Source organism: Tabrizicola sp. YIM 78059 (genome assembly GCF_004959785.1).
In the GTDB taxonomy this organism is placed as follows: Bacteria; Pseudomonadota; Alphaproteobacteria; order Rhodobacterales; family Rhodobacteraceae; genus Tabrizicola; species Tabrizicola caldifontis.
The window spans coordinates 79,415-98,134 of the sequence record NZ_SJZH01000007.1 but is presented as its reverse complement, the minus strand read 5'-3'; the positions used below and the strand labels follow the sequence as shown (position 1 = coordinate 98,134).

Annotated in this window: 19 protein-coding genes; 3 read left to right on the top strand and 16 right to left on the bottom strand. The window is 66.4% G+C overall.

The window, feature by feature from the left end; genetic code table 11:
- Window positions 1-13: 13 nt before the first annotated feature.
- From EZM81_RS11175 to EZM81_RS11105, 15 genes are all read right to left on the bottom strand, one after another.
- Complete coding sequence (locus EZM81_RS11175; protein ID WP_135450220.1) at window positions 14-856, bottom strand: outer membrane protein assembly factor BamD; 843 nt, start codon at window positions 854-856, stop codon at window positions 14-16.
- 162 nt (window positions 857-1,018) lie between these two features.
- Window positions 1,019-1,933 (bottom strand): UDP-3-O-acyl-N-acetylglucosamine deacetylase, encoded by a 915-nt coding sequence (gene lpxC, locus EZM81_RS11170; protein ID WP_136645797.1) that lies wholly within the window; start codon window positions 1,931-1,933, stop codon window positions 1,019-1,021.
- A 195-nt stretch (window positions 1,934-2,128) separates the two neighbouring features.
- Complete coding sequence (gene ftsZ / locus EZM81_RS11165) at window positions 2,129-3,748, bottom strand: cell division protein FtsZ (protein WP_135450221.1); 1,620 nt, start codon at window positions 3,746-3,748, stop codon at window positions 2,129-2,131.
- Between the two features lie 203 nt (window positions 3,749-3,951).
- A complete protein-coding gene (gene ftsA, locus EZM81_RS11160; protein WP_135450222.1) occupies window positions 3,952-5,286 on the bottom strand; it encodes a cell division protein FtsA in 1,335 nt (444 codons plus the stop codon).
- Window positions 5,283-6,179 (bottom strand): cell division protein FtsQ/DivIB, encoded by an 897-nt coding sequence (locus tag EZM81_RS11155; RefSeq protein ID WP_136645762.1) that lies wholly within the window; start codon window positions 6,177-6,179, stop codon window positions 5,283-5,285. Before EZM81_RS11155 ends, ftsA begins: the two co-directional genes overlap by 4 nt.
- Entirely contained in the window at window positions 6,167-7,087 is a 921-nt protein-coding gene (locus EZM81_RS11150; RefSeq protein WP_136645761.1) for a D-alanine--D-alanine ligase, read from the bottom strand. The genes EZM81_RS11155 and EZM81_RS11150 overlap by 13 nt, the downstream gene beginning before the upstream one ends.
- A 38-nt stretch (window positions 7,088-7,125) precedes the next feature.
- Window positions 7,126-8,046 carry a UDP-N-acetylmuramate dehydrogenase gene (gene murB / locus EZM81_RS11145; RefSeq protein ID WP_136645796.1) on the bottom strand — a complete coding sequence of 307 codons (921 nt, stop codon included), beginning with the start codon at window positions 8,044-8,046 and terminating at the stop codon, window positions 7,126-7,128.
- 107 nt (window positions 8,047-8,153) lie between these two features.
- Window positions 8,154-8,531, bottom strand: a complete 378-nt coding sequence (locus EZM81_RS11140) for a hypothetical protein (RefSeq protein WP_135450225.1) — start codon at window positions 8,529-8,531, stop codon at window positions 8,154-8,156.
- Window positions 8,532-8,535: 4 nt separating this feature from the next.
- Window positions 8,536-8,778 carry a DUF2484 family protein gene (locus EZM81_RS11135; protein ID WP_135450226.1) on the bottom strand — a complete coding sequence of 81 codons (243 nt, stop codon included), beginning with the start codon at window positions 8,776-8,778 and terminating at the stop codon, window positions 8,536-8,538.
- Window positions 8,778-9,044, bottom strand: a complete 267-nt coding sequence (locus EZM81_RS11130; RefSeq protein ID WP_136645760.1) for a DUF2484 family protein — start codon at window positions 9,042-9,044, stop codon at window positions 8,778-8,780. The genes EZM81_RS11135 and EZM81_RS11130 overlap by 1 nt, the downstream gene beginning before the upstream one ends.
- 79 nt (window positions 9,045-9,123) lie before the next feature.
- Window positions 9,124-10,533 carry a UDP-N-acetylmuramate--L-alanine ligase gene (gene murC, locus EZM81_RS11125; RefSeq protein WP_136645759.1) on the bottom strand — a complete coding sequence of 470 codons (1,410 nt, stop codon included), beginning with the start codon at window positions 10,531-10,533 and terminating at the stop codon, window positions 9,124-9,126.
- Complete coding sequence (locus tag EZM81_RS11120) at window positions 10,530-11,624, bottom strand: glycosyltransferase (RefSeq protein WP_136645758.1); 1,095 nt, start codon at window positions 11,622-11,624, stop codon at window positions 10,530-10,532. Before EZM81_RS11120 ends, murC begins: the two co-directional genes overlap by 4 nt.
- A 154-nt stretch (window positions 11,625-11,778) precedes the next feature.
- Window positions 11,779-12,942 (bottom strand): putative peptidoglycan glycosyltransferase FtsW, encoded by a 1,164-nt coding sequence (locus EZM81_RS11115; protein ID WP_136645757.1) that lies wholly within the window; start codon window positions 12,940-12,942, stop codon window positions 11,779-11,781.
- A 211-nt stretch (window positions 12,943-13,153) separates the two neighbouring features.
- Window positions 13,154-14,002: an amidohydrolase gene (locus EZM81_RS11110; RefSeq protein WP_135450231.1), complete on the bottom strand. Its 849-nt coding sequence runs from the start codon at window positions 14,000-14,002 to the stop codon at window positions 13,154-13,156.
- Window positions 14,003-14,014: 12 nt separating this feature from the next.
- Window positions 14,015-14,653, bottom strand: a complete 639-nt coding sequence (locus EZM81_RS11105) for a nucleoside triphosphate hydrolase (RefSeq protein WP_135450232.1) — start codon at window positions 14,651-14,653, stop codon at window positions 14,015-14,017.
- Window positions 14,654-14,833: 180 nt separating this feature from the next.
- On the opposite strand from EZM81_RS11105, the gene EZM81_RS11100 reads away from it, so the two are divergent.
- The 3 genes from EZM81_RS11100 to EZM81_RS11090 are packed head-to-tail and all read left to right on the top strand — an operon-like array spanning window position 14,834 to window position 16,941.
- A complete protein-coding gene (locus tag EZM81_RS11100) occupies window positions 14,834-15,700 on the top strand; it encodes an S-methyl-5'-thioadenosine phosphorylase (protein WP_136645756.1) in 867 nt (288 codons plus the stop codon).
- Window positions 15,701-15,709: 9 nt separating this feature from the next.
- Window positions 15,710-16,405 carry a DUF2927 domain-containing protein gene (locus EZM81_RS11095; RefSeq protein ID WP_136645755.1) on the top strand — a complete coding sequence of 232 codons (696 nt, stop codon included), beginning with the start codon at window positions 15,710-15,712 and terminating at the stop codon, window positions 16,403-16,405.
- Window positions 16,402-16,941, top strand: a complete 540-nt coding sequence (locus EZM81_RS11090; protein WP_135450235.1) for an adenine phosphoribosyltransferase — start codon at window positions 16,402-16,404, stop codon at window positions 16,939-16,941. Before EZM81_RS11095 ends, EZM81_RS11090 begins: the two co-directional genes overlap by 4 nt.
- A gap of 356 nt (window positions 16,942-17,297) precedes the next feature.
- On the opposite strand, the gene EZM81_RS11085 is transcribed toward EZM81_RS11090, so the two are convergent.
- Window positions 17,298-18,707 (bottom strand): FAD-binding oxidoreductase, encoded by a 1,410-nt coding sequence (locus EZM81_RS11085; protein ID WP_136645754.1) that lies wholly within the window; start codon window positions 18,705-18,707, stop codon window positions 17,298-17,300.
- Window positions 18,708-18,720: the final 13 nt, after the last annotated feature.

The following is an 18,720-nucleotide window of genomic DNA, read 5'->3' as shown; positions in this document are numbered from 1 at the left end:
CAGCGCACCATGACTACAACCACTCGCCCTTCACCATCTGGCGATATACCGTGCGCAGCCAGCTATCGCCCTTTGCCTCGGGTGCCAGGCCCTTCCCCTTCAGAAGCCGGAAGCTGTCCTCGTAGAAGGGCGAGGACTGGTAGTTGTAGCCAAGGATCGCGGCTGCTGTCTGTGCCTCATCGTTCAGGCCCAGCGCAACATAGCATTCCACCAGACGGTGCAGTGCCTCGGCGGTGTGGGTGGTGGTCTGGAAATCCTGGACCACGACCCGGAAGCGGTTGATCGCAGCGGTGTAGTGGCGGCGCTTCAGATAGTAGCGCCCGACTTCCATTTCCTTGGCGGCGAGCTGATCGAAAGCAAGATCAAACTTCAGAATCGCCGAGCGGGCATATTCGCTGTCGGGATAGGTCTCGATCACGTCGCGCATGCCCTTCAGCGCCTGGAAGGTGACCCCCTGGTCGCGCCCGACATCATCGATCTGATCGTAATAGCTGAGCGCCATGAGATACATGGCGTAGGGGGCATCTTCATCGCCGGGGTAGAAATCGAGGAAGCGTTGCGCCGCATCGCGCGCCTCTGGATATTTCTTCGCCTTGTGCAGGGTATAGGCCTGCATGATCAGCGCGCGCTTGGCGAATTCGGTATAGGGATAAAGCCGCTCGACCTCCTGGAAGTAGATCAGCGCACTGTCGGGCTTGCGGCTGGTTTCCAGCTCAAGCTCACCCTTCTTGAAGATTTCCTCTGCGGTGTAGCTTTCAAGCGGCCGTTCGTTGCTGCCGCCGCCGGAACAGCCGGAGAGCAAGGCCACCACAATCGCTGCCGTAAGAAGCCCCGCGCCGGGCCGTCTGCCTGCCATAGTCCGCCTGTTCAAACCTGCCGCCCCAGCGCCTTTGCCACGACCCGGCATACCCGTTGGATCCTGCCAACCGGGCGATCCGGCCCGGTGTTGCCTTGTCCTAGCACAGAAAAATCGGCGGCGCAAAACGCCTTTCGTGACTTTCGCCTCGCTGATCTTCTGTCAGACCCGCGCAGGCAGGTCACCGACATGGACGCCAACCCCCGGCAGCTTGCCGAAGGTGCGCGGCCCGCACGCAACAAAGGCATGGGCTTCGGGATCGGCAAACAGCGCGCGAAGTAAGCGGTTGGTCAAGGCATGACCCGCGCGGCTGCCGGTGTATCGACCGAGAATCGGCCCGCCCGCCAGGGCCAGATCGCCCATTGCATCCAGCATCTTGTGCCGCACGGGTTCGTCCGCGTAGCGCAGGCCGCCGGGCGACAAAACCCGGTCACCATCAAAGACCACGGCATTTTCCAGCGTTCCGCCCAGCGCCAGGCCCCGTTCTCGCATCACATCGACATCGGCCTGACGACAGAAGGTGCGGCTGTCAGAAAGTTCACGCACGAAGGCGCCGTTTGCAAGGTTCAGACTGCGGGATTGTGTCCCGATGGCCGCATCCTCGAAATCGATGCTGAAGTCGATTTCCAGCATCTCGGCCGGCTCCAGACGCGCGACCGCCTCGCCTTCGCGCACTTCAATCGGCTTCAGGACGCGGATCGCCCTGACCGCGGCGTCCTGCCCCGCGATCCCGGCCTGCAGGAACGCGGCGACGAAGGGCGCAGCCGAGCCGTCAAGGATCGGAACCTCGGGACCGTCGATGTCTATAAGGCCGTTGTGGATGCCGCAACCGGCCAGTGCAGCCATCACATGTTCGATGGTCGAGACCGCAACCCCGTCCGCGTTCTGGATCACGGTGCACAGCCGCGATGGCGCGACCGCATCCCAGCGCGCGGGAATCAGGGCACCGCCCAGATCCGTGCGACGAAACCAGATGCCGTGATCCGCCGGCGCAGGGCGAACGGTCATGCGCACCGCTACGCCCGTGTGCAGGCCAGACCCGATGAAGGTAGCGGGAGATTTCAGCGTGTTCTGCACGTCTTGCCCAACCTCTTGTGGTGCCGGGGTCATAGCCCGCCACCGATTGACCGTTAAGTAATCTTGCATGCCGACAAGCTCAACTCACTCTTTGTGACGGTATGTGTCAGGCCTGAAACATGCGGCAAGCCTATGAAAAACAAAGGAAAGGCCCGGAAGATCCGGGCCTATCCGCAGGGTCACCTTCGGGCCTTTTCAGTTCGCCTGACGGCGCAGGAAGGCCGGAATCTCGATCCGGTCGCGGTCGCTATCGGCCTCCTGGTCATCGTCATAGGCGGTGACCGGAGGCTGCTGCCGGCTGACCGGGGCGGCGGCAGGGCTTGCCTGCTCCAAGTGCCCGGCCATGCGGTTGATCAGGGATCCGATACCGAAACGGGGCTTCGCGGCCGCGGCCGATGCCGCCCCCGGAGCAGGACGCGACCCCACGGCGGATGCGGTCGGTGCCGGGCGGCTGACCGCCGCCTGCAACCTGGCAATCGCCTCGGGCGAGGGCTGGCCGGCTGCGCTGCGCGGGCGCGGCGCGACGAACACAGCGGGATCGTTCTCGATCGCGGAAGGGGTAGAACGGATTAGGGTTGGCTGAGGTGCGGGCTGCGGGCGATAGGCCGGAGGCGGCAGGTCGTCAACCGGGGCATCATCCTCGGCGGCGATTTCGGCCTGCGAGGCGGCGGCATCGAAAAGCTGGCGATCCACCTCATCCTCGAACTCGGGCTTCGGGTCGGCGACGGATGGGCTTACGGAAACCGGCTGCGGTGCGGCGCGCGGAGCTTCGGGGGCCTGGTGCGACATCGTCAGCGGCGCCGCCATGCCCCGGCGCGCCACCGGCACGTCGCTCCGGCTTGCGGCGGATACGTCGATGCCGGTCGCCACGACTGACACACGGATTCGGCCTTCCATTTCGGTATCCAGCGTCGAGCCGACGATGATGTTGGCGTCGGGATCCACCTTCTCGCGGATGATGTTCGCGGCTTCGTCCAGCTCGAACAGGGTCAGGTCATGTCCGCCGGTGATGTTGATAAGCACACCCTTGGCACCATGCAGGCTGATCTCGTCGAGAAGCGGGTTTGCGATCGCCTTTTCCGCCGCCTGGATCGCGCGATCGTCGCCGGTCGCCTCGCCGGTGCCCATCATCGCCTTGCCCATCTCGTCCATCACCGCACGCACGTCGGCAAAGTCAAGGTTGATCAGGCCCGGCCGCACCATCAGGTCGGTCACACCCTTGACGCCCTGATACAGCACGTCATCGGCCATTGCGAAAGCCTCGGTGAAGGTCGTTCGCTCGTTCGCCAACCGGAACAGGTTCTGGTTGGGGATGACGATCAGCGTATCGACGACCTTCTGCAGCGCCTCGATGCCCTCCTCGGCCTGGCGCATGCGCTTGGCCCCTTCGAACTGGAAGGGCTTGGTCACGACACCCACGGTCAGCACACCCAGCTCGCGCGCGGCCTGGGCGATGATGGGGGCAGCACCGGTCCCGGTGCCGCCACCCATCCCGGCGGTGATGAAGCACATGTGCGCCCCAGCCAGGTGATCGACGATCTCCTCGATGGTCTCCTCTGCAGCGGCGGCACCGACGCTGGGCTTGGCCCCCGCACCCAGCCCCTCGGTCGCCTTCACGCCCATCTGGATACGTGCATGCGCCTTGGACTGCTGCAGCGCCTGGGCATCGGTGTTGGCCACGACGAATTCGACGCCTTCCAGCGCCTTGTCGATCATGTTGTTCACCGCGTTGCCGCCCGCCCCGCCGACACCGAAGACGGTGATGCGGGGTTTCAGCTCTTCACGCTCCGGAGTCATCGTCAGATTGAGTGCCATGGGTTTGCCCGTCCGTTTCTTGTCCGCCGCCTGTTCTTTTTCCGGCGCATCGCGCACCTGTCCTGCGCACAAACCGCCGATTTGTTCGCAATTCTATCCACAACCCGGAAAAACGTCACGCAAAAAACACTGCGCCAGCGCAAAATATGGGGGATTTGCCCCTGATTTCAGCGGTATTTCGCCGGAAAGACAGGATGTTGTGGTCACCAGTTGTCCTTGAACCATTTGACGGCCCGCCGCAACGAACGCGCAGGGTAACGTTCGGCCGGGATCTCGAAATCCCACCATTCATCCTGCGGGTGTGCGGCAAACAGGCAAAGGCCAACTGCGCTGGCGAAGGCCGCACCGGTAGCCGCCTGCGGCAGGCCCTGCACACGCAGGGGCCGGCCAAGGCGCACGCGCTGACCCAGGATGCGCGTCGCAAGACCGTCGAGCCCCGGGATCTGGCTGCCGCCGCCGGTCAGCACAATCTGTTGGCTGGGCAGGCTGTCGAAGCCGGCCGCATCCAGCGTGGCGCGGACTTCCTCGAGGATCTCTTCCACCCTCGGGCGCATGATGCCGATGAGTTCGGTCCGGCTGATCTGGCGGCGATCCTTTTCCCAGTCGCCGCTGTCGCCGCCGATGTCGATCAGTTCGCGGTCATCCATTCCGGTGGCATAAAGCCCGCCGTGGCGCGTCTTGATCCGTTCGGCAACCGACAGGGGAATCTGAAGGCCCTTTGAAATATCCGAGGTCACATGGTCGCCGCCCATGCGCACACTGTCGGCATAGATCATGTGCTTCTTGATGAAGATCGAGATGCCGGTCGCACCGCCGCCCATGTCGATGCAGGCGGCACCCAGTTCCTGTTCGTCCTCGACCAGGGCAGCGATGCCCGAGACATAGGCCGACGACGCGATGCCGGCGAGTTCCAGGTCGCACCGCTTTATACAGTAAAGCAGATTCTGGATCACCGAGCCATCAACCGAAAGAAGGTGCATGTCCACCGCCAGCCGGTGCCCGATCTGGCCGCGCGGATCGGCAAGGCCCGAGCGGTGGTCAAGCGCAAAGTTCACCGGCTGTGCGTGCAGCACCTCGCGCCCGGGGCCCAGGTCGGGCACGTCGCAGGCTGCGAGCACACGACTTACGTCCTGTTCGGTGACGACACTGTCGTGCAAGTCGAGCTCGCCCGCCAGGCCATAGCTGCGCGGCTCGGCGCCCGAGAAGCAGGCGATGACGTGATCGACCCGCACATTGGCCATCTTCTGCGCCGCCTGCACCGCGGTGCGGATCGCGCGTTCCGTCTCGTTCATCACGGCGATCTCGCCGAAGCGCACCCCGCGCGACCGGGTGGTTGCCGCGCCGATCACGCGGAACTGGCTTTGACCGGCCATCGGCCCCACCCCATCCTGTTCGCGCAGGCGCTCGGGCCCGTCAAAACGCAGGATCAGGCAGGCGATTTTCGAGGTGCCCACGTCAAGAATGGCAATCACGCCGCGCTGCATGGCGGCCCGACGCATGTTCCGCATGGCGCGTTGCGAAGTATAGAGATCGGTCACAGTTCGTTCTCCATGGTTTCGATGCCTTGCGCGCGGCGCAGCTCGGCAAGGGCGTTTGGGGTCAGGCGCAGGGTCGGGCGATGGTCCGACCGTAGGTCCACGGTCAGGATGTCGCGGTTCATGATGTCCTGGACATGATCCAGAGCCAGCAGGCGTTCCAGCGCCTGAACAGGGTTCCTTTCGGGCAGCAGCACCCGCTGGTTACGGTCGAGCACCACGTCCCAGCGGCGTTCGCCCACACGGACAAGCCCGCGGATGCGGGGCAGCAGCGGCCCCGCGGCGTCGAAAAGGGCCAGCGCCTCGGGCATGGCACGGTCGGCCCCCTCGCCTGCGACCAGGGGCAGGTCGGGCCGGTCGCTGCGCGACAGAAGTCCCGCAACACGGTGGCCGGTCTCGTCAACCAGCGTCAGCCCCGCCTCGGTGCGCCAGACGGCGACGGGCACGCGTTCGGTGATCGTGATCTGAAGCACGCCCCCCGCCCGCACCCGAAGATCGGCGCGCAGCACGGCATCCAAAGCCTCGATCCGGGCACGCGCGGCTTCCAGGTCGATGTGAAAGGACGAAATCGGCAGTTGCAGCCCCAGCCGGTCGCGCACTGCCTCTGCCAGTTCGGGAGAGGCACCTTCGATCCGGGCAAGAGAGACGCGGAATTCCGGACGGGATTCGAATTCCTGACGCAGGTGGGTCAACTGGGTGACCAGCGCCGTGCGGTTCGGCTCGTGGCTTAGCCAGGCCGCCCCGGCGCCAACCGCTACCATAAGCGGAAGACCGGTGCGCAGGAAGCTGCGCACGTAAGGGGTCAACATCCAACGCTGCGCGCGATAGGCCCATTTCGACGGCGCCGGGTCGCGGCGCACCATGGCCTGCGCGCGGCGGGCGATCAGCGATCGCATGAGGCGTCCCTCACCATCCAGGCGCAGAAATCGGGGAAGCTGATCCCCTGCATCGCCGCCTGCTCCGGGGCAAGCGAGGTGGGGGTCATGCCGGGCTGGGTGTTCGTCTCCAGCAGGATCAGGCCCGCAAGGCCGCGCGCCTCATCCCAGCGGAAATCGGTGCGGCTGACCCCGCGGCAGCCCAGCGCGCGGTGCGCGCGCAGGGCATAGTCCAGGCAGGCAGCCTCGATTTCGGCCGGGATCTTCGCGGGGCATTCGTGGCGGCTGCCGCCGGGCTTGTATTTCGCGTCGTAGTCATACCAGCCGTCGGTGATGATGTCAGTAACCCCAAGCGCCCGGTCGCCCATCACCGTGGTCGTCAGCTCGCGACCCGGCGCGTAGGTTTCCACCATCACCGTCTGCGGCATCGAAGCCGACAGCCTGGGGGCGTTCGAGCCTTCGCGGACGATGTAGACGCCGACAGAAGAACCCTCGTTGTTCGGCTTCACTACATAGGGAGGCGGCAGGACATGCCCGGCCTCGACAGCGTCGCGGCTGGCCAGAACGCTTTTCACCACGGGCAGGCCAGCGGCGGCATAGACCTGCTTGGTCCGCGCCTTGTCCATGGCCATCGCCGAGGCCAGCACACCGGAATGGGTATAGGGGATCCGCAGCCATTCCAGCAGGCCCTGGACGCAGCCATCCTCGCCCCAGCGGCCATGCAGTGCGTTGAAGCAGACGTCCGGCCGGATCTCGGCAAGTCGCAGGGGCAGATCGGGGCCGCAATCGACCTCGACCACCTCATATCCGGCCACCCGAAGCGCCGCGGCGCATTCGCGCCCGGAGACAAGGGACACCTCCCGCTCGGCGGAAGGGCCACCCATCAACACTGCCACCCGGGGGGCCACCTTGCTCGATGCGCCCGCCATCTCTGCCTCATCCAGGTCTTTTGTGACCCGTGATCTTGTTAGTCCTGCGGGTGTTCTCCGACCCGCATGATTTCCCACTCTAGCGTGATGCCGCTTGATTGGAAAACCTTTTTTCGCACTTCCTCGCCCAGATTTTCCAGATCGGCCGCTGTGGCGCCACCGGTGTTGATCAGGAAATTCGAATGCATTTCGGACATCTGCGCCCCGCCCAGGCGCGCGCCACGCATGCCCGCCTCGTCGATCACCTTCCAGGCCTTCAGCTCGTGCGTGTCGTCGGCGCGCCCGGTCGAGCTGAAGCCGGCCGGATTGCGGAAGGTCGATCCGGCGCTGCGTTCCTTCGTGGGCTGGCTCGCGTCGCGTTTCGCGATCTGTTCGGCCATGCGGGCCTGCAACGCCTGCGGGTCTTGCCGGCCGGCGCGGAAGGTGGCCGAGACGATGACGGCGCCCTCGGGCAGGTCGCTTTGCCGGTAACGCAGGTTCAACGCGCTGGCAGGAACGGTTTCCGTTCGCCCGTCGCGGGTGATGATGCGGACTTCTTCCAGAACATCTGCCACATAGCTGCCGTAGCACCCGGCATTCATCCGCACTGCGCCGCCGATACTGCCGGGTATGGTGCGCAGGAAGGTCAGGTCCAGCCCCGCCTCGGCCGCGCGGCGGGCCACATGCGAATCCAGCGAGGCGGCGCCTGCGGTCACACGGTCGCCCTCTATGGCGATACCGTTGAAGCCGCGCCCCAGACGGATCACCACTGCGCGAATGCCACCGTCACGTACGATGAGATTCGAGCCTACGCCCATCGGAAAGACCTGGACCGAGGGAGCAAGTGCGGCGAGGAAGGCAGCCAGATCGGCTTCGTCTGCCGGCTGGAACAGCCAGTCGGCCGGTCCCCCGACACGCAGCCAGGTCAGGTCGGAAAGCGGGCGGTTCGCCGTCAGGGTGCCGCGGGGGGTAGGAAGCAAGGTCATGAAGGGGTGGTATCCGGGATCGGGGCCGCCCCGCAAGGTCCGGTTTCGGGCTGATCCGGCAGGCGCGCAGGGCGTTGCCGAGAGCGCCCGCCGGGGCTTCGTCACTCCTCGCCGGGTCCGGCCTGACGAGGCGACAACACCTGACAGGACGGGTCATCTTCGGGCGCCACCTGTCTGATGGCCCTGGCGGGATGGCGTTGGGCAAGGGCAGACAGTCCCAGCCCCAGTAGCGCCCCGGCGACTGCGGGGCCGGCAAAGACCATGGCAAAGGCGATGGTCTGCGTCGCCTGCCCTGCGTCCAGCCCCTGCCCCCGAAGAGCCAGAACCGCCACCGCGACCAAAGCCAGAACCGGCACGACAAGGGCACGCCTGCGTCCATAGCGCCAGGCGGCAACCCAGGTAAGCAACGCGGACAGAAATGTCATGCCCAGCCCGAGCGCGAATACGAGGCGCAGAAGCTCGTCCTCGCGCCCGAACACCGGGCTAGCCCTGCTGGCGGCGCAGCCAGCGCCACAGATGAACGACAGGCCAACGCAGGATCGAGGCGCCCGCGGCAAGCAAAACCATGCCCACGATCGGCCCGTGAACATAGGTCACCCAGCCCAGAAGCGGCACGCCGATGGCGATAAGCACATAGGCCGCACGCCAGTGGTAATCGCGCGAGGGGAACATGGCGATCACGTTTGCCGCGATCAGCCAGACAAGGCAAAGGGCCAGCGGAAGCATCACTTTTCCGGCCCCTTCGGCACAGGCGCAGGGCGGCCCAGCGCGCGGCGCATGAAATACAGCAGCGGATTGCGGAACATCGACAGGAAAGCCAGAAGCCCCAGCGCCAGCCACGGCCAGCCATGGGCGCGGGCAATCCATGCCAGAAGCACCGGTGCCGCCAGAAGAAGCGCCAGACCGGGAACCGTCTGCCGCCGCATCGGCAGCATGGCGGTCAGGGCCGCAGCAATGACCCAGAGGGCGCCGAGGATCAGCGGCGCACTCATGCGCCTTGCCCCCCGGTCATCAAGAGGTATGATTCCTTCAAAGGAACTTGCAAGATCTTCAGAAAAGTCCTGCGCCCCGTCATGCGGCCTGTTCCAGCAGTCTGGCGGGCAGCGCATTGGCCCAGGCACTGATCGTGCCCGCGCCCAGGCAGACCACCATGTCACCCGGCCGCGCCTGTTCCTTGACCAGCCGCGCAAGGTCGGCCTCGTCCAGCAGCGCGCGGGCGTGGCGGTGGCCGTGAGCGATGAGGCCCGCCACCAGATCATCGCGGGAGGCACCCGGGATCGGATCCTCGCCCGCGGCATAGACCTCGGCGATAGCCACCACGTCGGCCTCGTTGAAGCAGGTGCAGAAGTCCTCGAACAGGTTCGACAGGCGGGTATAACGGTGCGGCTGATGGATCGCGATGATCCGCCCCTTGGTCGCCTGCCGCGCGGCCTTCAGCACGGCGGCGATCTCGACCGGATGGTGGCCGTAGTCGTCGATGATAGTGACGCCGTTCACCTCGCCGACCCTGGTGAAGCGGCGGTTGACGCCCGCAAAGCCCGCCAGCGCCTCGCGGATCTCGTCCTTCTTCATCCCCAGATGCCGCGCGACCGCCACCGCCGCCAGGGCGTTCGAAACGTTGTGGTCCCCCGGCATCGGCAGGGTGCAGCCCTCGATCATCCCGCCCTCGGCCTGAAGTGCGATGTCGAAATGCGCCGTGCCGTTTTCATAGCGCAGGTTGACCGCGCGCACATCGGCCTGGGCGTTGAAGCCGAAAGTCACCACCCGGCGGTCGGTGACGCGGCCGACCAGCGCCTGCACCTCGGGGTGATCGGTGCAGCAGACAGCTAGGCCGTAGAACGGGATGTTCGAGACGAAATCGAGGAACCCCTTGCGCAGATTGTCGAAGCTGCCCCAGTGCTCCATGTGCTCGGGGTCGATGTTCGTCACGATGGCGATGGTCGCGGGCAGGCGGTTGAAGCTGCCGTCACTCTCGTCCGCCTCGACGACCATCCACTCCCCCGCCCCGGCGCGGGCGTTCGAGCCATAGGCATGGATCACCCCGCCGTTGATGACCGTCGGATCGAACCCGCCCCGGTCCAGAAGCGTCGCCACCATCGTCGTCGTCGTCGTCTTGCCATGCGTCCCGGCGATGGCGATGTTCGACTTCAACCGCATCAGTTCCGCCAGCATCTCGGCCCGGCGCACCACCGGCAGCTTGCGGCGGCGGGCTTCCTCCAGTTCGGGGTTGCCCTTCTTGATCGCCGACGAGATCACCACCACCGCCACATCGTCGCCGATGTTCTCGGCCCGCTGGCCCTCGAAGAAGGTCGCGCCCAGCGTCACCAGCCGGTCGGTGATCTTCGACGCCTTCGCATCCGACCCCTGCACCCGGTAGCCCAGCGTCATCAGAACCTCGGCGATGCCCGACATGCCGATGCCGCCGATGCCGACGAAATGGATGGGGCCAAGCTCCAGCGGCAGTTTGGTCGCTGCATTCATCGGGTCTCTCCGCCTAAGTCTTCGACCAGCGCCACCAGCCTGGCCGTGGCATCTGGCCGGGCCACGGCCAGCGCAGCCTGCGCCATGCTTTCGGCGCGGGCCGGGTCTTCCAGGATCGCGGCGATGTGGCCCGCAAGCGTGCTGGCGTCAAGTGCCTTTTCCACGATCATCACGGCGGCGCCGGCCTCGACCAGCCCCTTGGCATTGGCTGTCTGGTGGTCGCCGGTGGCAGCTGCAAAGGGGATCAGGATCGCCGGACGCCCGATCACCGAGATGTCGGCCACCGACGATGCACCCGAACGGCTGATGACCAGCTGCGCCTCGGACAGCCGGCGGGCGATGTCTGGAAAGAAGGGCGCGATCTCGGCGCGCACGCCGGCGGCTTCGTAGCCTTGGGCCGCACGGGCGGCATCCTCGTCGCGGGCCTGATGGGCGATACGCAGGTTCGCACGCAGGGGTTCGGGCAGCGCCGCCACGGCGGCGGGCACCACATCGGACAGGATGCGCGCACCCTGGCTGCCGCCGATCACCAAGAGCGACATGGGATAGTCGCCCGGTGGGATATAGGGCGCAGCAGCGCGTTCAAGCACGGCCTGGCGCACCGGGTTGCCGGTGGGCTCGCCCGTCACGCCGGCCGGCAGTGCGGTGGGCCAGGTGCCGCAGGCGACCTTCTGAACGCGGCGGGCAAAGATCTGGTTCACACGCCCCAGCACACCGTTCTGTTCGTGGATCATGCGGGGCCGGCGCAGCAGCCAGGCTGCCGACAACGCGGGGATCGAGGGGTAGCCGCCAAAGCCCACCACGACCGAGGGCCGGTCTCGCAGCTGAGACCATAGCGCACCCAGGATACCGCCGGCGATGCGGAAGGGCACCAGCAGTTTCGCCGCTGCTCCGCCACGGGCGAAGGTTGCAGAGGCCACGCGTTCGATCCTGACATCCTTGGGAAAACCGCCGGCGTAACGCGCGCCGCGGTCGTCGGTGGACAGTTTCACCCGCCAGCCGCGCGCCAGCATCGCCTCTGCCAGGGCCTGGGCAGGGAACATGTGCCCGCCCGTTCCGCCTGCGGCGATCAGAAGAAGCGGGGCGCTCATCTAGGCGCCTCGTGCAGACAAGTGCCGAAGCCCCCACAGCCCATCCCTCCCCCAGGGAGAGGGGAGGGAGGCGCACCGTTCCTTCCCCGTTTGCCCGGTGCCGCAACCAGGGGTGCCGGCGCAGGGAACCGGTTGCTTGATGCCCAGGACCGCATCAGCGCCCCCGCCGGAACACGTCTTCGATCTGGCCGCGCGGGCGCTGGCGGGTCAGCGCCAGAAGCATGCCCATGGTGATGCCGGCCGCGATGACAGAGGATCCGCCGTAGCTGACAAAGGGCAAGGTCATACCCTTTGCAGGCAGCAGACGCACCGCGACGCCCATGTTGATCATGGCCTGGACACCGAAGATGCAGGCCAGCCCCGCCCCTGCCAGCCTGGCGAAGGGGTCGCGCTCATGCCGCATCCGCAGCAGTGAGCGCACAACGATCACCCCGTAGAGCGCCAGAATGAACAGGACGAGGATAAGCCCGTATTCCTCGGCCGCCACCGCGATGATGAAGTCTGTATGGGCATCGGGCAGCGACCACTTCACCTGACCGCCGCCGACACCGACGCCGAAGAAGCCGCCTTCCTGGATTGCGTTCGCGGCATAGCCCAGCTGGGTGCGCGGATCGACCTCTGGCGAAAGGAAGCCGTCGATCCGGCGAGCAAAATGTTCCGAGGATTCATAGAAGATCAGCCCAGCCAGGCCGACGATGCCGCCCACCACGGCAATCAGCGTCATCGGCGCGCCGCCGACGAAATAGACCACGCCCCAGGAAAAGAGGATCAGCGCCGACTGGCCGAAGTCAGGCTGCATGGCGAGGAAGGCCACGACGACCATGGTCAACGCCAATGAGATCGATCTGCCCGGCGGACCGTTCAGATCTTGCGCCGCAGCGATCAGCCAGGCGGTGACGATGACGAAACCGGGCTTCAGGAACTCGGACGGCTGCACGCTGGCGAAGCCGAACGAGAACCAGCGCACGGCGCCCTTGCCGAAATCGGTGCCGAACAGCGGCAGCAGCATCAGCGCGACCAGCGAGACGGTGAACCCCAGCACTCCCAGACGCCGGACCATCGCGGGCGACATCATCGAGATGGCGATCATCACCACCAGCGCGATCCCGCCGAAGAAGGCCTGGCGCTGGACATAGTAGAACGGTTCCAACCCGTTGCGGGTGGCCAGCGGGACCGAGGCGGCAAGGGCCAGAAGCAAGCCGATTCCGAACAGGACGAAGACCGAAGTCAGCGTCCATATGTCGATCGTCCGCCACCAGCGCGGAAGGACCGGTTCGGTCACCCGCACGGGATTGGAGCCATAGACCATCTCAGTCATGGGAACCCGCCTGTCACGTCTGCTCTGCCTGAAGCCCGGATGTAGCCCCCGGGTCTTTCTGTCAGAGTAGCGAAGAACGCCCGCCCTGACCAGCCGGAAAGATCGGCAGCGCGTGACCTGGCGGCGCGCTCGTCGATGGCTTCGTCATTCTTGGCGGCTGTCACCCGAACAAGGGGGCGCAGCCGCCAAGGGGGGCAAGCGAGGCACCGTCCTAGACACCATAGACGCGCCGGGCCGTGCCCTGTGCGATGGCGTATTGCTCGGCCTCGCTGAGACCGGACAGCAGTTCCCGCGTCATGTCGATCCAGCCGGGCAGGCCGGCGCCCAGGTTCACCACCGGCCAGTCCCCGCCCCAGAGCATGCGGTCGGGGCCGAAGGCTTCCAGCAGGTAATCGACATAGGGACGGATCAGCGCGACCGAAGCCGTGCCGGGCGCGCAGTAGGTCGTGATGCCCGACAGCTTGACCACCACGTTCGGAAAGGCAGCGAAGGCGTCGATGCCGGCCTTCCAGACCTCCCAGTCGCCGGCGGCCACGTCCGGCACCCCGCAATGGTCCAGTGTATAGGGCTGGTCGGGGCAAGCCTTCAGCAGCGGCACCCCGATCGGGATCAGTTGCCGCGACAGGAAGTTCAGGTCGAAATTGTAGCCGGCTCGACCGATCTTGCGCAGGTTTCTTCGGAAGGTCTCGGCAAGCGACACATCGTCAGGAACCACATGCAGGATACGCCGGAAACCTACAACGCCCAGGCCCTGCGCCTCTTCCAGCCAGGCGTCGAAACCATCATCCCATTCCGGGCGGATCGAGGCGATCTGGCCCAGCATGGGCACGCCACCGACACTGGTGCCGATCATGTCGGCCACCATGCGCGCCTCGGCCTGGTAGTCGGCGTCATCGACACCCGTTTCCATGAAGATCGTGGCCCCCACGCCCTTGCCGGCGACCAGTCCTGCATAGTCCTCGCGCGTGAAGTCTCCCGCAAGGATCGGGAATTCCCCGGTCCAGGCATAGCCGATGCGGTCGCGCAGGATCAGGTGCTGGTGCGTGTCGATCAGGTCCATCTTGCCCCTCCTTCAGCCGTTCTCGATCCGCCAGTCGGCCGCGAGCGAGCCCTGGCGCACAAGGCGCGCATTCGGCAGGTCATTCTCTTCCAGTTTGGCGCGGATCTCGGGTTCTGACAGCCCCAGCCGCTCCCAACGACCGCGCAGACGGGACCGCAGGACGTGTTCGGGCACATCGACCATCACGGTGATGTCGAAGAGGGGGCGCAGGCGGTCCCAGGGGGACTGGTCCAGCAGCAGCCAGTTCCCTTCCACAACGATCACGGCGACCTCGGCCGGGATCAGCCGGGCGCCTGCACGCGCGATCTCGATGTTGCGATCGAACACCGGGACGGCGACGGTCGCCTCGTCACGGGCGCGCAGCCGGGTCAATGTGTGGTAAAGCCCGCCCACGTCAAAGGTGTGCGGCGCCCCCTTGCGCGGGCGCAGACCGGCGGGCACCAGATAGAGGTCGTCATAGTGATAGCCATCCATCGGCAGCACCATGGCCAGCCCCGGCTGCCGAGCGTTCAGCTTGCCGGCAAGCTTTTCGGCCAGGGTGGATTTGCCCGATCCGGGCGCCCCGGCCATGGCCAGGATGACCCGCCCGCCGCCTTTCGCCCTTGCCTCGGCCTCATCGGCCAGCCGCGTCAGATCGGTCGTGTCAGCCATGTTCCCCCCGTCGCTGTGGATGCGAGAATGACCCGGACTGCCAATCCCTTGCAAGCCCGCAGGCATGACCGCCAGCCTGACGCTGGCACAGGGCGGGTCTCTCTTGCCCGGCGCCGATGCGGGCTTCCCCCCCTGCCCCGGCCCGTCTATCCTTGCCGCGCAGCGGCAAGGAGGCCCTTCATGCAGACCATGCTCGGCGTCATCGGCGGATCAGGGGTCTATCAGATCGACGGGCTGGAGGGGGCAAGCTGGGTCAGGGTTAAATCTCCCTGGGGCAAGCCCTCGGACGAGGTGCTGGTCGGGCGGCTTGGGGGAATGCCGGTAGCCTTCCTGCCCCGTCACGGACGGGGGCATGTGCATGATCCGGCAAGCGTCCCCTATCGCGCGAACATCGACGCTCTGAAGCGGCTGGGCTGCACCGACGTCTTGGCGGTATCGGCCGTCGGCTCGCTGCGCGAAGACTTTGTCCCCGGCGATTTCGTCATCGTGGACCAGTTCATCGACCGCACCCGCAGCCGACCGACGAGCTTTTTCGGCCCCGGTTGCGTGGCCCATGTCAGCCTAGCCGACCCGACCTGCCCGCGGCTGTCGGCGCTGGCGGCCGAGGCTGCGACGGCAGAGGGGCTGACCGTTCATCGCGGCGCAACCTATATCGCGATGGAGGGGCCGCAGTTTTCCACCCGCGCGGAAAGTCGACTTTATCGCAGCTGGGGCGCGGACGTCATCGGGATGACCGGCCTCAGCGAAGCCCGACTCGCGCGCGAGGCAGAACTTTGCTATGCCTCGGTCGCGATGGTGACCGACTATGACTGCTGGCACGAAGGGCACGGCGCGGTGGACGTGGCCCAGGTGGTTGCCGTTGTCCAGGCCAATGCCGCCGCCGCGCGCCGCCTGGTCGCGCGGCTGCCCGGCCTCATGCCGCAGGACCGCGCGCCCTGCCCGCATGGTTGTGACCGGGCACTCGACCATGCGATCATGACCGCACCGGACCGGCGCGACCCCGATCTTCTTGCGAAACTTGACGTCGTTGCGGGCCGGGTGCTCTAGGGTGGCGCCATGCAGAAAGCCCTTGCCGTCCTTCTGTGCCTAGCCGCACCGCCGGTTCTGGCCGACATGCCGGAGTCGGATGGCATCGCGGTGCAGGGCCTGCTGAGCGATGCCGACTTCTATCGTCTGGTGACCTGCGGCGCACCGCCAGGGGGCGCGTGCCGTGCGGCCAGCCTGCGCTGGACCAAGCCCAGCCTGACCCTTGCCATCGCACCTGCCGCCAACGCGGAACCTCCGGGCTTCCGGGCCAGGCTTGTCGCTGCCGCGCAGAACGCAATCGACGAGGTGAATGCCATCGGCGCCGGGATCCGGATCGACCTCATCCCTGCCGGTCCAGCCGACATAACCATTCGTCCGACAGCCCTGACCGAGGGGGCAATCCTCAGCGAGACACCCGGGTTTTCCGGTGCGGGTGTGATGGGGGTTGGGTACATGACCGTATGGTCGAATGCCGAGAACCGCATCACCGAGGCGGTGATCCTGATCTCCACGTCGATCAGCGACGCAGACCTGACCTCGGTGATGCTGGAAGAGGTCACCCAGTCGCTGGGGTTCCTGTTCGACATCGAAGGGCCAGCCTACGAGGGGGTCTCGATCCTGTCGCAGACCTCGAACGCCACGACGCGGCTGACCGGGCAGGACGCCATGCTGCTGCGCCGGCACTATCCGCCGAACCGACCCGACCCTGCACAGGACCAACCATGACCCCCAGAAAGACCGTCAAGGACTATATCCGCACCATCGTGGACTTCCCGCACGAGGGCATCCTGTTTCGCGATGTGACCACGCTGTTCGCCGATCCGCGCGGGTTCCGGATGTGCGTGGACCAGCTGCTTGCACCCTATGCAGGCCAGCGGATCGACAAGGTCGTGGGGCTTGAGGCGCGCGGCTTCATCCTGGGCGGTGCGGTGGCGCATCAGCTGTCTACCGGTTTCGTGCCCATCCGCAAGAAGGGCAAGCTGCCCGGCCGCACAATCGCACAGGACTACAAGCTGGAATACGGCGAGGCCGTGGTCGAGGTGCATGACGATGCGATGCTTCCGGGGGAAAAGGTGCTGCTCGTGGATGACCTTCTGGCAACCGGCGGCACGGCGGAAGCGGGAATCAAGCTGATCGAGCGGCTCGGGGCCGAGGTGGTGGGTTGCGCCTTCGTGGTGGACCTGCCCGACCTGGGCGGCCGGGGCAGGCTGGAGGCGATGGGCATGGATGTCCATACGCTTTGCGCCTTCGAGGGGCTCTGACGGGGCGGTCTTTGTCTTGCCTCTGCTCGGTCGTCCCAAGGGCAGGTGCACACAGCCACCGAAGCGCGGCGATGTGCGTGCGTGCAGATCGGGCGGCGTTAACCTTGTTGAAAGGGAATCACCCTAGAACCAGCCCTGTCGGGCCTACCCAGCCCGCCAGCGCTGCCACCCGCGGCGCGCCCCCACACCCCCGAAGCACCCCGTCGCAGGTTTCCTGCGGCGGGGACGTCTGTTCCGGGCAGGCTGCATCGCAAACATGGCACGGCCAACGGCCGTTCGCGCCGCATGGTTCGACTGTGTCTCCTCGTCATTGCCCCCTGCGCGAAGTGTCCGAAGGGCAATGACAAGCCGCCCCCCTAACCCAGTACGGCACCCGGGTTCATGATGCCACGCGGGTCCAGCGCCGCCTTGATCGCCCGCATCGCCGCCAGTTTCCCGGGGTCGCCGTAACGGGACAGGTCGGCCACCTTCAGCCGCCCCACCCCGTGCTCTGCCGCAATCGAGCCGCCCAGTTCATGCACGAGGTCATGCACCCGGGTCTTCACCGTCTCGCGCACACCCACATGGTCGTTGCGGCTGCGCCCCCGCGCCGGAAAGACGTTCCAGTGCAGGTTTCCGTCCCCCAGATGCCCGAAGCAGTTGATGCGAAAGTCGCCCAGTCCCGCCAGCTCCGCCGGCGCGCGGGCGATGAAGCCGGGGATCGCCGAAAGCGGCAGCGAGATGTCATGGCTGGATACCGCGCCCACCCGCCGGTTCGCCTCTGGAATAGTCTCGCGCAGATGCCAGAGGGCCGCGGCCTGCGCGTCTGAAGTGGCGATCACCCCGTCCGCGACCAGCCCCCGATCGGCGGCGGCGGCGTAAAGGCCTGCCATGACGACCTCGGGCTCGATCCCTGCAACCAGGCCCAGTTCAAGCAGCACCATCCAGTCGGGCAGCGGATCAAGGGGCGCACGCAGCTCAAGCCCGGTCTCCTCCATGAAATCGAAACCGGTGCGGTGGATCAGCTCGAACGCCGAAACCATGCCCGCAAGGCGGTCCTGCGCCAGGCAAAGAAGATCAAGTGCGGTCTGCGGAGAGGGCACCGCCAGCAGCGCCACGACAGTCGCCGCGGGAACCGGGAACAGCCGCAGGCTGGCGGCAGTGATCACGCCCAGTGTTCCCTCGGAACCGATCAGCAGGTGGCGCAGGTCATAGCCGGCATTGTCCTTGCGCAGCCGGGTCAGCCCGTCGCATACCGTGCCATCCGGCAAGACCGCCTCCAGCCCAAGGCAAAGGTCGCGCGTGTTGCCGTAACGCAGGACATGCACGCCGCCGGCATTCGCCGCCAGATTGCCGCCGATCCTGGCTGACCCCTGGCTGGCCAGGGTCAGCGGAAAGAAGCGCCCCACCCGTGCGGCCTCGGCCTGCACATCGGCCAGGATCATTCCTGCCTCGACCACCAGCGCGTTTTCCAGCGGATAGGCGCCACGCAGGCGCGCCATCCGTTCAAGCGACAGAATCAGCGGGGCCGGACCATCGGTCATCAATTGCCCGCCCACCAGCCCCGTGCCCCCGCCCCAGGGCACCACGCCCACCCGCGCATCATGGCAGGCGGCAAGGATCGCCGCGACCTCGGCCGTCGCCTCGGGCCGCGCCACGGCGCCCGCAACGCCGTGCCAGCGTCCCCGCGGCTCCTCAAGATGCCGGGGCTCGGGCGCGGTCAGGCGGCCTTCCGGCAAAAGGCCCCGCAGGCGGGCCAGAAAGGACTCGTCGCAAGGGTTCAGCATCGCGGCACCTCTT

What these genes read in the sequence shown, in the direction of transcription:
- EZM81_RS11085 (WP_136645754.1), bottom strand. Translation starts at nt 18,707, where the DNA reads ATGCTGAACCCTTGCGACGAGTCCTTTCTGGCCCGCCTGCGGGGCCTT.
- EZM81_RS11090 (WP_135450235.1), top strand. Translation starts at nt 16,402, where the DNA reads ATGACCCCCAGAAAGACCGTCAAGGACTATATCCGCACCATCGTGGAC.
- EZM81_RS11135 (WP_135450226.1), bottom strand. Translation starts at nt 8,778, where the DNA reads ATGCTTCCGCTGGCCCTTTGCCTTGTCTGGCTGATCGCGGCAAACGTG.
- EZM81_RS11110 (WP_135450231.1), bottom strand. Translation starts at nt 14,002, where the DNA reads ATGGACCTGATCGACACGCACCAGCACCTGATCCTGCGCGACCGCATC.
- EZM81_RS11150 (WP_136645761.1), bottom strand. Translation starts at nt 7,087, where the DNA reads ATGGCGGGCGCATCGAGCAAGGTGGCCCCCCGGGTGGCAGTGTTGATG.
- EZM81_RS11115 (WP_136645757.1), bottom strand. Translation starts at nt 12,942, where the DNA reads ATGACTGAGATGGTCTATGGCTCCAATCCCGTGCGGGTGACCGAACCG.
- EZM81_RS11105 (WP_135450232.1), bottom strand. Translation starts at nt 14,653, where the DNA reads ATGGCTGACACGACCGATCTGACGCGGCTGGCCGATGAGGCCGAGGCA.
- EZM81_RS11100 (WP_136645756.1), top strand. Translation starts at nt 14,834, where the DNA reads ATGCAGACCATGCTCGGCGTCATCGGCGGATCAGGGGTCTATCAGATC.
- murC (WP_136645759.1), bottom strand. Translation starts at nt 10,533, where the DNA reads ATGAATGCAGCGACCAAACTGCCGCTGGAGCTTGGCCCCATCCATTTC.
- EZM81_RS11120 (WP_136645758.1), bottom strand. Translation starts at nt 11,624, where the DNA reads ATGAGCGCCCCGCTTCTTCTGATCGCCGCAGGCGGAACGGGCGGGCAC.
- EZM81_RS11130 (WP_136645760.1), bottom strand. Translation starts at nt 9,044, where the DNA reads ATGAGTGCGCCGCTGATCCTCGGCGCCCTCTGGGTCATTGCTGCGGCC.
- ftsZ (WP_135450221.1), bottom strand. Translation starts at nt 3,748, where the DNA reads ATGGCACTCAATCTGACGATGACTCCGGAGCGTGAAGAGCTGAAACCC.
- EZM81_RS11095 (WP_136645755.1), top strand. Translation starts at nt 15,710, where the DNA reads ATGCAGAAAGCCCTTGCCGTCCTTCTGTGCCTAGCCGCACCGCCGGTT.
- EZM81_RS11175 (WP_135450220.1), bottom strand. Translation starts at nt 856, where the DNA reads ATGGCAGGCAGACGGCCCGGCGCGGGGCTTCTTACGGCAGCGATTGTG.
- EZM81_RS11155 (WP_136645762.1), bottom strand. Translation starts at nt 6,179, where the DNA reads ATGCGATCGCTGATCGCCCGCCGCGCGCAGGCCATGGTGCGCCGCGAC.